The sequence below is a fragment of the Limnospira sp. PMC 289.06 genome, from assembly GCF_032350395.1.
Lineage (GTDB): Bacteria > Cyanobacteriota > Cyanobacteriia > Cyanobacteriales > Microcoleaceae > Limnospira > Limnospira platensis.
In genome coordinates this window covers 1-14004 of the sequence record NZ_JARPLC010000037.1, presented here as the reverse complement: position 1 = coordinate 14004, position 14004 = coordinate 1, and the positions used below count along the sequence as shown (strand labels likewise).

Here is a 14004-nt window from a genome sequence, read left to right as displayed (position 1 = left end):
TAGGAGTAGTTAAATTTGCGGATCTCATTCCCCCAATCACCTATATATAGGTTGCTGTTTATACAGTTATCCTAAATTTATGGCTAGTTTTGATGTGCTTATCCTAGTTTTTGATATAGCCCAAGCCATAAAAGTTATTATCAAATCAAGAGGCGATCGCTCATAAACCTAGGGAAATGTAGCCCCGTGCTAGTCAACTTTACTATCAGAAAATCCCCATGACATCCATTCAAACCACCCCCAACTCATTAACCTCTTCTGTCGGTCTCAAAATCGGATCAGTAATTGGTTTAATTGCCTTTTCAGGATTTTACATCAACAGTTGGCAGCAACTACTATCCAACCATTACGCACAACAGCAACCCCAAGCCGAAACCATTGTAACTGCTGTCGAAGTTGTCCCAGAAACCGTAGAAACCCCAACAGTAGCCGCCACCGTAACCCCCATAACCGATCCGAATGCGATCGCCCAGCTAACCAGCCAATTATACACCCAAATTGACCAAAACTGGCAACAGTACCCCACCTTTACCGAGAACCTAGTTTATCAGGTCTCAGTCAATCAAACAGGTGCGATCGCCCAATACAAAACCATCAACCCCGCCGCCGCCAAATATCTTAATCAGACCCCCATTCCCCAATTAAGTCAAGCCACCACCTCCGACCAACCCCAGGCTGAATTTCTCGTAGTCATGGCCCCCAGTGGCAGTCTACAAGTTAACCCTTGGGTTGCCGAATAATATTCCCTCATCAATTACCTGGATTTAGGATTGAGTAATTAGGCCCAACTTATTCAGTCATCACTCAAGCTAATTCCCCCTGTTGTTTAACCCACCACCATTTAATCAAAATGCTAACCGAATTATGGTCTTTAAAAGGCCGATACAAAATCCTACACCTAACCTGGTTCGCCTTCTTTCTCTCCTTTGTAGTCTGGTTCAATTTCGCGCCTTTAGCCACAGCAATTCAAGAGGATATGGGCTTAGAAATAAGTCAAATTCGTACCCTCGCCATTTGTAATGTCGCCCTCACAGTTCCCGCCCGGATTATTATTGGGATGCTGCTAGACAAATACGGCCCCAGAATCACCTACTCATTACTGCTAATTTATGCAGCAATTCCCTGTACAGCATTTGCCTTAGCCCAAAACTTTAATCAATTAGTAATTTCCCGTTTAGCCCTCAGCATAGTTGGTGCAGGATTTGTAATTGGTATCCGCATGGTAGCCGAATGGTTCCCCCCCAAAGAAATCGGTTTAGCCGAGGGAATTTATGGCGGTTGGGGTAATTTTGGTTCCGCCGCTGCCGCCTTTAGCTTACCCACTCTAGCAGCCATTTTAACCTTCGGTTCTGGCGGCGTAATTAACTGGCGAGTAGCCGTAGCATTAACAGGAATTATCGCCGCTGTGTATGGTGCTTTCTACTTCTTTAATGTCCAAGATACCCCCCCCGGAAAAGTCTATCACAAACCCCAACGCGCCAGAGGCTTAGAAGTTACCACCCCCAAAGACTTCTGGTTTTTGATGATTATGAATATTCCCCTAGTTGGTGTTTTGGGTATCCTAGCTTGGCGTTTAAGTAAAGTGGGTTTCTTGACCCAACCTCAACTTTATATCGTCTGGGTAGCCTTATTCGGTTTATACCTTTTCCAAGGTTATAACTGCTGGGAAGCTAATAAAGAATTAATCCTTGGTCAAAAACACTATCCCCCCGCAGACCGTTACAATTTTTCCCAAGTTGCTATTTTGGAATTGACCTATTTTGTCAACTTTGGCTCAGAATTAGCTGTGGTGTCAATGCTTCCCGCTTTCTTTGAGGGGACTTTCGGACTCAGTAAACCAGCCGCTGGAATGATAGCTGCTAGTTATGCTTTCATGAACCTAATGTCTCGCCCTGGTGGAGGTCTAATTTCTGATAAATTAGGTAGCCGTAAAAATACCATGGCAGCTCTGACAGCGGGAATGGCATTTGCTTATTTAATTATGGGTCGAGTTCATGGTGGTTGGTTGCTACCTGTCGCCGTACTTTTAACCATGACTTGTTCATTCTTTGTACAAGCCGGGGAAGGTTCAAGTTTTGCGATCGTTCCCCTCATTAAACGTCGTGTCACTGGACAAATTGCCGGAAATGTCGGCGCTTATGGAAATGTCGGCGCAGTCGTTTATCTAACACTATTTAGCCTATTTCCACAAGGTGATATTGGCAACCGAATTTTCTTCGAGATGTTAGGAGTAACTAGCATGATTGTCGCTTTCATCTGTTGGTTTTTCCTCAAAGAACCTCAAGGATCTTTTGCCGAACATCATGAAGGAGAATTACAAACCAACGAAGACCTGATCCCTGTCGCTAAATAACTCCCAAATAGGGGCGGGTTATTCACTAGCATTAAATTAGCTACTCGCCCCTGAACCGACAATAATTCCCTATCCTTCCCAGATGACTATCCTCCGTGGTTACGGTGATTAACTTCCGGTTGGGGTGGATTGATTAATTAATTGGCTGATTTTAGCAGACAATTAATCACAGTCAACTCCCCCCCGCAATTGCCAGCCAATAGGTGGCTGATCTCCTATAATAAAAACTGCCACAATTACCACCCATTAATCTAAAATGACTCAATCGACAAAAACTCTCTGTCCTTACTGCGGTGTTGGTTGCGGCTTAGAAGTTTTACCCCCCGCCCAACCAGGAAAAGCCACAAATAGAGACTCACTCGGAAATCCAATTTGGCAAGTTAGAGGCGATCGCACTCACCCCTCCAGCCTCGGTAAAGTTTGCGTCAAAGGCGCAACAATTGCCGAAGCCATAGACAAAAACCGCCTGAAATATCCCATGATCCGAGAGACCCTCGATCAACCTTTTCGTCGCGCCACCTGGGATGAAGCCTATAACCTTATTGTCAACCGCATTCAAACCGTCCGCCACACCATGGGGGCTGATGCTATCTGTATGTATGGTTCAGGTCAATTCCAAACCGAAGACTATTACATCGCCCAAAAGCTAATTAAAGGCTGTTTGGGAACCAATAATTTTGATGCCAATTCCCGCCTGTGTATGTCTTCAGCCGTCTCCGGTTATATCAAAAGTTTCGGTTCAGACGGTCCCCCCTGTTGTTATGACGACCTAGAAAAAACCGACTGTGCCTTTTTAATTGGCACTAATACCGCTGAATGTCACCCCATAGTTTTTAATCGTTTGCGGGTTCACCATAAGAAAAATCGCCAAGTCAAAATGATTGTGGTGGACCCTCGCCGCACCCAAACCGCTGAAGCCGCAGACCTACATTTAGCCATCCGTCCCGGAACCGATATTGACCTACTTAATGGTATAGCAAACCTCTTAATGCGTTGGGGTTTTATAGATTCTTTATTTATTGATGAATGTACCAAAGGATTCCCTGATTATATGCAGGTAATCCAATCTTATCCCCCGGAATTAGTAGCCAGAACCTGTGGTATTCGTCTGGATGATATTGAACAAGCTGCTAGGTGGTGGGGTGAGTCTCAACGAGTTTTATCTATGTGGTCAATGGGGATAAATCAGTCTTCCGAAGGGACTGCGAAAGTGCGGACTCTGATTAACCTTCATTTGATGACTGGAAATATTGGTAAACCTGGGGCGGGTCCTTTTTCTTTAACAGGTCAACCTAATGCTATGGGAGGTAGAGAAGCGGGAGGACTTGCCCATATTTTACCCGGTTATCGAGTTGTCACAAATCCCCAACACCGGAGAGAGGTTGAGCAATTTTGGGAACTAGAACCCGGTCAGATTTCTGACCAAGTGGGTTTGAATGCTTGGGAAATGATTACCGGATTAGAAACTGGTAAAGTGGGGTTATTATGGGTGGCGGCGACTAATCCAGCAGTCAGTATGCCGGATTTAGAAAGGACTAAAGCGGCTTTAATGCGATCGCCTTTTACCATTTATCAGGACGCTTATTATCCTACAGAAACCGCTGAATATGCCCATATTTTACTACCCGCCGCCCAGTGGGGAGAAAAAACCGGGACTATGACTAATTCTGAACGGGTCGTCACTTTATGTCAGGCTTTTCGTCAACCCCTAGGAGAAGCTAAAGCCGACTGGGAAATTTTCGCCGAAGTAGGGCGGAGGTTAGGTTTTCCAAAACCATTTAATTTCGCTAATTCCGCTCAAGTTTACCAAGAATTTGTCCGCTTAACTCGTAACCGTCCCTGCGATTTATCTGGGTTGAGTCATCATCGTTTAATGGTTTCTGGTCCTATTCAATGGCCTTGTCCTGAGACGGAAACCGAAATTAATCGCACCCCTAAACGTTTATATACTGATTTACGATTTAATACCCCTGACGGTCGCGCACAATTTGCGGCTTATTACTCCAAAGGATTAGCTGAACCCCCAGATCCAGATTATCCTTTAGTGTTGACAACGGGGAGATTATACGGCCATTGGCACACTCAAACACGAACCGGGAGAATTGAGAAAATCCGCAAAATGCACCCCACTCCTTTTATGGAAATTCACCCCAAAGATGCCCAGAAATTAGGCATTGAATCCGGCAATTTAGTGCAAGTGCGATCGCGCCGTGGAAAGGCTTATTTTCCCGCTCAAATTACTAAAGCGATCGCACCGGGAACTGTATTTGTACCCATGCACTGGGGCGCTTTATGGGGAGATAATACCGAAGCCAACGCCATGACTCACCCTGAATGTTGTCCTGAGTCTAAACAACCAGAATTAAAAGCCTGTGCCGTACAATTATCAATAGTTAACCCCGAATTATTACCAACTTCACAAACCCAACCTAACCAACAAAAAATCAATCCAACTATTCCCGTCTAAATACCTCCGCTGGGAGGGTACATGATGAATTATTAAAACCGGGTTTTTCCTGCCATAGCAACCCCAAAACCCGGTTTCTCCTGATGATTAATTATCTGTATTGCGTTTGGAATGTTCTTTTAAAACCCATCCCATCAGAGACACAGGACCTTTAGAAACTGGCTCATGGGCAAGTTTTTTTGATTGTTTATTATACTGAGATTTAAACAAAAATTTATGAATCGACTTGTACACCTTGCCAACTTCTGGGTTCGAGGAATTAGACTCCTCAATCTTTGGCAGAGAGTCTATATGCCACCAAGTTATTAATTGATAAGCAGATACACCACCCAAAAAGCTACACAGCAGACTAAATGGCAGCGAATAGCCTACCCAAAAAAAGCCCCCCATAAACAATAAACCAATCACTAATCCGGTGGTTATTGCGCCTGTAGTAGTTGGAGAATCTGACATGGCTCGGCTACTCCATTTAATAGATAAGTTGTTTTAGACCTCATCCAAATCTTCACAAAGTTGTTGTAAATTTTGGTGTTCTAAGCGACGGGAAGATCGGCGATATTTTTTAGACTGCAATTTAGGTTCATATTGTTTTCCCCCTCCAGATTTACTTTTAGATTTGAGGCGATCCTCCTCTAGTGGTTGATGTTGAGACGTTTCCCAAGCCTCGATCGCCTCCTCAAGAAAATGGAGATATTGGGGGTATCTTTCCCAGTCTCCACGCACCACACATGATGGTTCTTCGCGGTGCAAACAATCATCAAATTGACACTTACCCTTAGTTAAGCGATCGCGAATTTCCGGGAAATAATTACCCAACTGGTGAGGGTCGCATTGCAATTCCGGTTGATTAAACCCCGGAGTATCAGCCAGGAAACCCCCGTTATGTAATTCAAACAATTCCACATGGCGGGTAGTATGCCGTCCTCGCCCCAATTTTCCCGACACTTCCCCCACCCGCAAATGACTATTAGGAATCAGTTTATTAATCAAACTAGACTTCCCCACACCAGACGGACCAGAGATAGCCGTAGTTTTCAGGCGCAAGCGATCCAGCAGAGAATTAGCAGTGCCAGAAACCTGGTTTCTATCACCATCTCTAGTGAGGGAAGGCGAACTTTCCCCGAAACCGGGTTTGTCCAACCCAGCCGAATTTGATGATAAATTCAGAGTCGGCGAAGTTTCCATGCGATCGCCCTCAAAGCGATATTCAACCCCATGATAGACACTAATCATCAAAGGGTCATATCCCCAGCCTCTCATGCGATCGTACCATTGTCGGAGGCTATCAGGGGGCAGTAAATCGCACTTATTAAAGCACAAACTCACCTCCAACCCAGTAGACTCCGCCTTGAGTAGAAAGCGGCTGAGAGTCACCGGATCTGGGTCGGGTTCAGCCACTGCAAACACCAATAATAAATGGTCTGCATTAGCAATACTAGGGCGCGCCAGCTCAGTTTTACGGGGTAAAATCTCAGAAATCACCCCTGTACCCCCCTGCCAGTCTGGACAGGAGACCACCACGCGATCGCCCACCATCACCTTCTGACCAATTTTCTTTAAACGAGCGCGACAGGTACAAAGCAAAGTCATCCGTTTAGCTTCCCCCCCGGCCCCATTCCCAGACGGAGACTGGTCAGGACTCAGACAAACCTGATAAAAATTAGCCTGACCAGCAACTACCGTTCCCATTATGCGATCAGCCGTCATAAACTCTTCACAGGCGGACAACGAACCATAATCGCAAAAAACTCTCCGCGATCGCAAACCTCCTCAATAGCATATCCTTCCATCACCAAGCTATCAGGAACCTGTTCAATAGGTTCGCCGCCATCTAACCACACCTCCAGCAAAGTCCCCGGTGTCATTTGTTGCAGACGCAACTTAGTCCGCACAAAATTAATCGGACAGGGGGTGCCGCGCAAATCAAGTTTAGCATCAGCCGAATAAGTATCTGAACCAGTCATAGACTCTTCACACAAAAGGAACAATCAATCCAAGCCATCAATCGAATGTTTTACTTTTGGAACAAATTACCAAGGAACCCTTCCAGGCCTCCTTTTCCGGTACGTTCTCCCTTAATTTGGGCCAACTGTTCCAAAAGTTCTCGCTCCTCATTAGTAATCCGGGTAGGAATATCAATCAAAATTGTAATCAAGTGATCTCCCCGACTCACCGGATTTCCCAAACGAGGGACACCCTGATTTTCCAGAGTTAGCACCGTATTCGGTTGTGTCCCCGCCGGAATAGTTAAAGAAGTCGTACCCTGAACCGTTTCCACCTCCAAAGTACAGCCTAAAATCGCTTGCAGGTAAGAGATTTTCACCTCCGACAGGATATTAATACCATCACGTTTAAAATTCGGTGTCGAGTCCACCGACAGAAATACATACAAATCCCCCGCCGGGCCACCTCGTTTTCCCGAATCTCCCTCATTAGATACCCGCAACCGCGTGCCATTATCTACCCCAGCCGGAATTGTAATTTTCAGCTTTTTAGTTACCTCTTTCAGGCCTTCTCCACCACAACTGACGCATTTTTCCTCAATCATCTGTCCAGTACCATTACAGGTAGGACAAACCGAAACCTGAGTAAAGCTACCAAAGGGAGTACGAGTCGCCCGCCGCACTTGACCACTACCCCCACAGGTAGAACAAGTTTTAGGAGAAGTTCCCGGCTTCGCCCCCGTCCCATTACAAGTCTCACAGGTTTCTAAGTGACGGATACGGATTTCCTTTTCCCCGCCAAAAATAGCCTCTTTAAACTCCAAGCGCAAATCTAAGCGCAGGTCATCCCCTCGCGTAGGTCCCGTGCGTCGTCTGGCTGCCGTAGGGCCGCCCATACCCCCACCAAAACCACTGAAAAAACTTTCAAAGATATCAGCAAAACTATCGCCAAAGTCCTGACCATAGCCCCCTGCACCAGCACCAGATACCCCAGCTTCCCCAAAGCGATCATAACGGGCGCGGATTTCCGGTTCCGAAAGCACCTCATAGGCGCGGTTGATTTCCTTAAACCTTTCTTCAGCCCCCGGCTCCTTATTTACATCCGGGTGATATTTACGAGCCAGACGACGGTAAGCTCGTTTAATTTCTTCCTTGTCTGCGTCGCGGGAGACACCGAGGACATCATAGTAATCGCCTGCCATAAAGCTTTTTTCTAAAAATTAATTACTAAAACTACAGAACAAACCTAGAGTTAGGTCTTTCCTTAACTAGGGGTTGGATTAAGCATAAACTACCAACCCCACCGTTTAGGGAAACCCCTATTTTACATCATCCCACATCCCAACCTTTAATGGGACCATTTAACCGTTAGCGGTCAACTTATCTCTATGAACCACCCAGACTTTGGCTCTCAGAGCCCTCTAATTCTTTAGATTCTGTCTCGTCACTATTGCCGATTTCAGAGTCCATGTCAGAGTCTGTGCTTTCATCTTCTTCTGAGTCTAGCATCTGGGGTTCTTCAGTCGCTGACCCATTCCCCCTATCTCCCTGCTCATGTGCTGCATAAACCGCAGAACCTAGCTCATAGAGCAAATTTTGGAAACTCTCAACTTGTCGTTGCATATCCCCTAAAGAGATTTTGGGGTCGTTAACTGCTTTCTTTAAAGCGGCTGCTTCGGTTCGGGTTCGCTCTTTAAGTTCATTACTAATTGCTTTGGCATTGTTCTTTAATGTCACCTTACAATTATAGAACAGGGTCTGGGATTGATTTTTCAACTCGGCAATCAGTCTGTGGGCTTCGTCTTCCTCGGCGTAAAGCTCTGCCTCCTGTCGCATTCGCTCAATTTCCGTCTCGCTCAGTCCTCCGGTATTGGTGATTTGAATACTTTGCTCTCGGCCTGTGCCACGATCTATAGCAGATACTTTCAATATCCCATTAGCATCAATATCAAAAGATACCTCAATTTGTGGCACACCCCGTTTAGCGGGAGGAATGCCAGTCAGTAGGAACTTACCCAGGCTTTTGTTATCTTTAACCATGGCTCGTTCCCCTTGCAGCACATGAATTTCCACAGAGGTTTGTCCGTCGGTGGCGGTGGAGAACATTTGGGAACGACTGGTGGGAATGGTAGTATTGCGTTCGATGATTTTGGTGAACACTTCCCCTAGGGTTTCTAAACCCAGGGACAAAGGGGTGACATCCAAAAGCAGTAGGTCTTTGACTTCTCCTCCCAAAATCCCGGCTTGGATTGCTGCTCCTAGGGCTACCGCTTCATCGGGGTTAACAGAGCGATCGGGACTGCGATCGCCAAAATGTTTACTAATTGCTTGCTGTACTGCGGGAATTCTGGTTGAACCTCCCACCAAAATGATTTTATCAATATCCTGGGGTTCTAAACTGGCATCTTTGAGGGCTTGGGTTACTGGTTCGAGGGTACTTTTTACCAGGTCTCCCACTAAAGTTTCAAATTCCGAGCGACTCAGTTCTAGTTCTAGGTGCTTTGGTCCTGAGTCATCAGCACTGATGAATGGCAAGTTAATCGAGGTTTTGGTGCGATTAGAAAGTTCGATCTTCGCTTTTTCCGCTGCTTCGCGCATCCGTTGCAGAGCCATTTTGTCCGATGTTAGATCAATCCCTTCTTGTTTTTTAAAGGTTTCTACCATCCACATCACCAGACAGTTATCAAAGTCATCCCCTCCCAGGTGGTTATTCCCAGATGTGGATCTTACCTCGTAAATTCCATCTCCCAACTGGAGGATAGATACATCAAAAGTGCCTCCCCCTAGGTCAAAAACCAGAATGGTTTGGTCTTGGTCTTGTTTATCCAAACCATAAGATAGGGCTGCTGCTGTGGGTTCGTTGATGATACGCAACACATTTAAACCCGCAATAGTCCCCGCATCCTTGGTGGCCTGGCGTTGAGCATCTGTGAAGTAAGCCGGAACCGTAATCACCGCTTGATCAACAGTTTCCCCTAAATAGGCTTCGGCATCTTCTTTGAGTTTTTGCAACACCATCGCCGATATTTCTTGCGGCGTGTAGACCTGATCACGAATTTTGACATCTACTGTATTATCTTTACCAGAGACGCACTTATAGGGAACTCGCGATCGCTCCACTTCCGTATCTTCCCAGCGTCTGCCAATAAATCGCTTAATACTAAATATGGTATTCTCAGCATTAGTCACCGCTTGTCGTTTACCAAGCTGACCAATTAAGCGATCGCCATATTTACCAAAACCCACAATACTCGGTGTAGTCCGTCCCCCTTCTGAACTGGAAATAACTACAGGTTTACCCCCCTCCAGAACCGCCACACAACTATTAGTCGTACCTAAGTCGATGCCAATGACCTTTCCCATAGCTCCTCATCGATAAATTTGTGCAATGAATGGTAGAGCCATCCCCGTTCTAACATAAGAGCCTAGAAGCTAGACCCACTTACTACATAAGTCTACCCCCCTTTCCCTGGCTGTATAACACTTAGGGCGCAGTAGTTGCGCCCATTGAGTTGATTTAGGCGATTAATCCTCAGAACCTTCTGCTGGTGGCTCCTCTGTGGTATCTGAGAGTTCTGGTTCTGTAGCTACTTTCACCATGGCATGACGTAAGACGCGATCGCCTAGTATATACCCCCGCATCAGTTCTTCAATCACTGTTCCCTCTGGATACTCACTCGTCGGTTGGCGCATCACCGCCTCATGGAGATTAGGATCAAACTGTTCACCCTCTGGGCGCATGGGGGATACTCCAATTTGTTTGAGACACTCCACCATCTGTTTATAAACCCCCTGATAGCTTTTGTGAATGTTCATTTCACCATCATTTTGGGGTTTAATATGGGCTCTGGCTCGCTCAAAGTTATCGATCACTGGCAAAAGCTGCGCGATCGTGGAACACTTGATATTGAGTTCGAGGTCTTCTTTTTCCTTCTGTGTGCGCTTACGGAAGTTCTCAAAATCAGCAGCCAGTCGCTGATATTGACTGGTCATATCCATCAGTTGAGTCTGAAGGGACTCTCGCGCTTGAGCTATGGTCTGCAACTGCTCATTAAGCTGTTCATTGGCAATATAAATCGGATCGGAACTCATTTCCGCGTCCTTCGCTTCCTCACCATCATCAGCGATCGTTGCTTGCTCCAATGTTAAATCAGATTCAGTATCCGTTTGTTGGTCAATCTGTTCAGGATCAACAGACCCAGGATCTGATGCTACAGGTTCTGTAGTCTCATCTATTTTGTCACTTGTCGAATTAGGAACCATGTCTTCCTGCTTGTTATCGTCCATAATAGAAAATTGAGCGACGGCATCCCTGAGCCTACAGCCTAGGGAAAACTCCGCTCTCCGTTAACGTGCTTTCGTGATCTTGATCCATTTTAATACTACAGGCGCGATTCGTTCAGGCATCCAATAGGCTTCAAATACCTAAAATCATCCCATAGTAACACTTTCATGCCCTCGGCTGCATATAATCAACTTAATTCGGCGATCGGTTACCTTACCAAAGAAATTGTCTTGAGTACCACGGGGCAGGTGGGAACTTGGATAATAAATCCAAACCCTTGGGGAGATTTGACCTCTACTCTGGTTTGAGTAATCCTGCTAGATCAAGTTAAGTCTATGAACGAAGAATCCTCGACCCTTTAGGGCGAGAAGTGTCAAAATAAACCTATCACCCACGGCGACAGGAAAACATATTCACCCGTTGGTAAGTTGAGCTTTAGCACCAGGTAAATAGGGCTAATGTCCTCAGTCCCTAGTTGTGGATATAGCACCAGCGGTTAAACTGTAAATTAACAGTGAGACTTCCATACTCACCCAAGAAACTTTCCCAACTTTTTGGGGAAGCCTAGACATAAGGACCTGACTCCAGCTATGACCAATACATCATCCCCCCGGCGAACTGCTCTTGTTGCTCAAAGTGCAACTCCCTTTGGTAATAAACTTATTCAGTCAGGATATATTGACCCTGAGCGACTACAGCAGGCTATTCAGGACTCTCGTGGCGGAAAACCTCTCACCGAAGTTCTCGAATCCATTACCGGTCAGCCTCTACCCCCGGAATTAGCCCGTCACTATAAAAAACAACAGCTATTTGAGTTAAAAATTGTCTATGGGGTTGAGGCCTTTGACCTAGAAATAGATCAGATTTCGGTGGCTGAACTAGAAGAAATCATCAAAAAGCTGGAAACTTCTATTGAGACCTGCAAACGACATCGTTTTGTGCCTTGGAAAATCATCGAGTCGGAGCCAACTCCTAGCGTGATGATGGCAATGGTTGACCCAGATAACCTGAGTGCTTTGGATGAGTTGAGAAACCAAATCCTGCGTCCGGTAGGATGGAAACTACAGCGGCGGGTTATTACTCAAGAAGATTATGACAAACTGATTACAGCCTACGGTGAGGAGGAAGTTAAGCGCAAGCAAGTAGAAGCGGCTCGGGAGGAAGAGAGAAAACTCCAGTTTGGCGAGGGTGAGTTTGAGGATGTAGAACTGGTAGAAGCCTCTGAGGACATGGGAGACATGAACCTCGATGCACAGCTCCAAGAGGCGGAAACTGCACCAGTTATTAAGGCTGTGAATGTGATTCTGGCGAGAGCTCTGTCCGAGGGTGTTTCTGATATCCATGTGGAACCCCAAGAGCATGATATGCGGATTCGGATGCGTAAAGATGGGGTTTTGCAGGAATATTTTAGTTTCCCGAAAAAGGTGATTTCTGCTATTACCTCCCGCTTTAAAATTATTGCCGATCTTGATATCGCTGAACGTCGCCAAGCTCAGGATGGCCGGATTCGTCGGATTTATCAGGGCCGGACGGTGGATTTTCGGGTCAATAGCCTGCCGAGTCGCTATGGGGAAAAGATTGTTCTGCGGATTCTTGATAGTTCTTCGACTCAATTGGGTTTGGATAAGTTGATCTCTGACCAGGAAACTTTGGAAATGGTCCGAGAAACTGCTAGTCGTCCTTTTGGGTTGATTTTGGTAACAGGACCTACGGGTTCTGGTAAATCTACATCCTTGTATTCGGTTTTGGCAGAGCGCAATGATCCGGGTATTAATATTAGTACGGCGGAAGACCCGATTGAGTATGCTCTACCTGGTATTACCCAATGTCAGGTGATTCGGGAAAAAGATTTGACTTTTGCTAATATCCTGCGGGCATTCTTACGACAAGACCCTGATGTTTTGCTAGTGGGGGAAACGCGGGACTTGGAAACGGCGAAAACTGCTATTGAAGCGGCTCTGACGGGACACTTGGTTTTAACTACTCTTCACACTAATGATGCGGCGGGGGCGATCGCTCGTTTGGATGAGATGGGAGTTGAACCTTTCATGGTCTCTGCCGCTCTGTTGGGTATCCTGGCTCAACGTTTGATGCGGCGGGTATGTACTGAATGTCGTATACCCTATACCCCAACTCCCCAAGAATTTGGTCGTTATGGTCTTTCTGCTTCTGGGGAGGTGGATATTACTTTCTATAAGGCAAATACTGTTCCGGCAGATCAACGCCGGGGACTAGCCGATCGCGACGAGTTATGTAAAAAATGTGGTGGTCTAGGCTATAAGGGCCGGGTTGGGGTTTATGAATTCCTTAAAGTAACCGAGCGGATGCAAATTCTGATTACTAAGGGAGCGCCCACTGAACAAATTAAGGAGGCTGCTGTTGAGGAAGGGATGAAAACTCTCTTAGCCTACAGTTTGCAGTTGGTGCGTGAAGGCCATACAACTTTTGAGGAGGTGGAACGGGTAACCTTTACAGATTCGGCTCTGGAATCGGAGTTGAAGGCTAAACGGAAGCAGGGTTTGACCTGTAAAGGATGTGCGGCGGAATTAAAGCCGGAATGGTTGGACTGTCCCTATTGTTTGACTCCTCGGTTTACTATGTAAACAGCCTTTGAGTAGTCTTGGGCTGGGAACTTGAGATCACGTTATGAACCCACCCGGACAAAAAATCATTCACAATAGAAGGAGCATGATTTAATCTCAAATTAGGTTAACATTTTACGGCAATACGGTATAATACCAAGTATGGTGCGAGACCTTCGGGTATGAAATCGAGCTGAAATGGGCGTGGGGACTACCCGGTGAGGACTTCAACCCCTTGGTTGATTGGGTCGCATCCCTGGCCATCCCATAACACAGCCTGATTTTTTGCCCCCCTTCGAGACTTCCAATATGGTTGCCAAGGTGAAGCGTCTAATCAGGTCTAAGACTGCCCGCGCCATGCTGACATGGGCGCA

The 14004-nt window shown here is 46.2% G+C and carries 10 protein-coding genes and 1 pseudogene; 5 read left to right on the top strand and 6 right to left on the bottom strand.

Annotated elements, in window-relative coordinates:
* Positions 1-218: 218 nt before the first annotated feature.
* The 3 genes from P5674_RS10180 to P5674_RS10170 all read left to right on the top strand — a co-directional run bounded on the left by P5674_RS10180 (position 219) and on the right by P5674_RS10170 (position 4820).
* The gene (locus tag P5674_RS10180) at positions 219-740 is read left to right on the top strand and encodes a hypothetical protein (RefSeq protein ID WP_014274819.1); all 522 of its coding nucleotides are present in this window, start codon (positions 219-221) and stop codon (positions 738-740) included.
* 110 nt (positions 741-850) lie between these two features.
* Complete coding sequence (locus P5674_RS10175; protein WP_014274818.1) at positions 851-2353, top strand: MFS transporter; 1503 nt, start codon at positions 851-853, stop codon at positions 2351-2353.
* A 256-nt stretch (positions 2354-2609) separates the two neighbouring features.
* Positions 2610-4820: a nitrate reductase gene (locus tag P5674_RS10170; protein WP_315669973.1), complete on the top strand. Its 2211-nt coding sequence runs from the start codon at positions 2610-2612 to the stop codon at positions 4818-4820.
* Between the two features lie 87 nt (positions 4821-4907).
* On the opposite strand, the gene P5674_RS10165 is transcribed toward P5674_RS10170, so the two are convergent.
* From P5674_RS10165 to grpE, 6 genes are all read right to left on the bottom strand, one after another.
* On the bottom strand, positions 4908-5273 hold the full coding sequence (locus tag P5674_RS10165; RefSeq protein ID WP_006620596.1) for a hypothetical protein: 366 nt from the start codon (positions 5271-5273) through the stop codon (positions 4908-4910).
* A gap of 33 nt (positions 5274-5306) precedes the next feature.
* Positions 5307-6527 carry a ribosome small subunit-dependent GTPase A gene (gene rsgA, locus P5674_RS10160; RefSeq protein ID WP_315669972.1) on the bottom strand — a complete coding sequence of 407 codons (1221 nt, stop codon included), beginning with the start codon at positions 6525-6527 and terminating at the stop codon, positions 5307-5309.
* Positions 6524-6784, bottom strand: coding sequence for a sulfurtransferase TusA family protein (locus tag P5674_RS10155; protein ID WP_006620077.1), 261 nt, complete (start codon positions 6782-6784; stop codon positions 6524-6526). The genes rsgA and P5674_RS10155 overlap by 4 nt, the downstream gene beginning before the upstream one ends.
* Before the next feature lie 50 nt (positions 6785-6834).
* On the bottom strand, positions 6835-7965 hold the full coding sequence (gene dnaJ / locus P5674_RS10150; RefSeq protein ID WP_006620594.1) for a molecular chaperone DnaJ: 1131 nt from the start codon (positions 7963-7965) through the stop codon (positions 6835-6837).
* Positions 7966-8149: 184 nt separating this feature from the next.
* The gene (gene dnaK / locus P5674_RS10145) at positions 8150-10126 is read right to left on the bottom strand and encodes a molecular chaperone DnaK (protein ID WP_006620593.1); all 1977 of its coding nucleotides are present in this window, start codon (positions 10124-10126) and stop codon (positions 8150-8152) included.
* Between the two features lie 162 nt (positions 10127-10288).
* The gene (gene grpE / locus P5674_RS10140; protein WP_006620592.1) at positions 10289-11050 is read right to left on the bottom strand and encodes a nucleotide exchange factor GrpE; all 762 of its coding nucleotides are present in this window, start codon (positions 11048-11050) and stop codon (positions 10289-10291) included.
* A 588-nt stretch (positions 11051-11638) separates the two neighbouring features.
* On the opposite strand from grpE, the gene P5674_RS10135 reads away from it, so the two are divergent.
* Together P5674_RS10135 and P5674_RS10130 are read left to right on the top strand one after the other, a co-directional pair.
* Positions 11639-13651 carry a GspE/PulE family protein gene (locus P5674_RS10135; protein WP_187758012.1) on the top strand — a complete coding sequence of 671 codons (2013 nt, stop codon included), beginning with the start codon at positions 11639-11641 and terminating at the stop codon, positions 13649-13651.
* A 261-nt stretch (positions 13652-13912) separates the two neighbouring features.
* A pseudogene (locus P5674_RS10130) lies at positions 13913-14004 on the top strand (zinc ribbon domain-containing protein); the annotation flags it as partial.

Bases quoted from the DNA above. Each gene is read 5' to 3' on its own strand.
- P5674_RS10180 (WP_014274819.1), top strand. From the start codon at position 219: ATGACATCCATTCAAACCACCCCCAACTCATTAACCTCTTCTGTCGGT.
- P5674_RS10175 (WP_014274818.1), top strand. From the start codon at position 851: ATGCTAACCGAATTATGGTCTTTAAAAGGCCGATACAAAATCCTACAC.
- P5674_RS10170 (WP_315669973.1), top strand. From the start codon at position 2,610: ATGACTCAATCGACAAAAACTCTCTGTCCTTACTGCGGTGTTGGTTGC.
- P5674_RS10165 (WP_006620596.1), bottom strand. From the start codon at position 5,273: ATGTCAGATTCTCCAACTACTACAGGCGCAATAACCACCGGATTAGTG.
- rsgA (WP_315669972.1), bottom strand. From the start codon at position 6,527: ATGACGGCTGATCGCATAATGGGAACGGTAGTTGCTGGTCAGGCTAAT.
- P5674_RS10155 (WP_006620077.1), bottom strand. From the start codon at position 6,784: ATGACTGGTTCAGATACTTATTCGGCTGATGCTAAACTTGATTTGCGC.
- dnaJ (WP_006620594.1), bottom strand. From the start codon at position 7,965: ATGGCAGGCGATTACTATGATGTCCTCGGTGTCTCCCGCGACGCAGAC.
- dnaK (WP_006620593.1), bottom strand. From the start codon at position 10,126: ATGGGAAAGGTCATTGGCATCGACTTAGGTACGACTAATAGTTGTGTG.
- grpE (WP_006620592.1), bottom strand. From the start codon at position 11,050: ATGGACGATAACAAGCAGGAAGACATGGTTCCTAATTCGACAAGTGAC.
- P5674_RS10135 (WP_187758012.1), top strand. From the start codon at position 11,639: ATGACCAATACATCATCCCCCCGGCGAACTGCTCTTGTTGCTCAAAGT.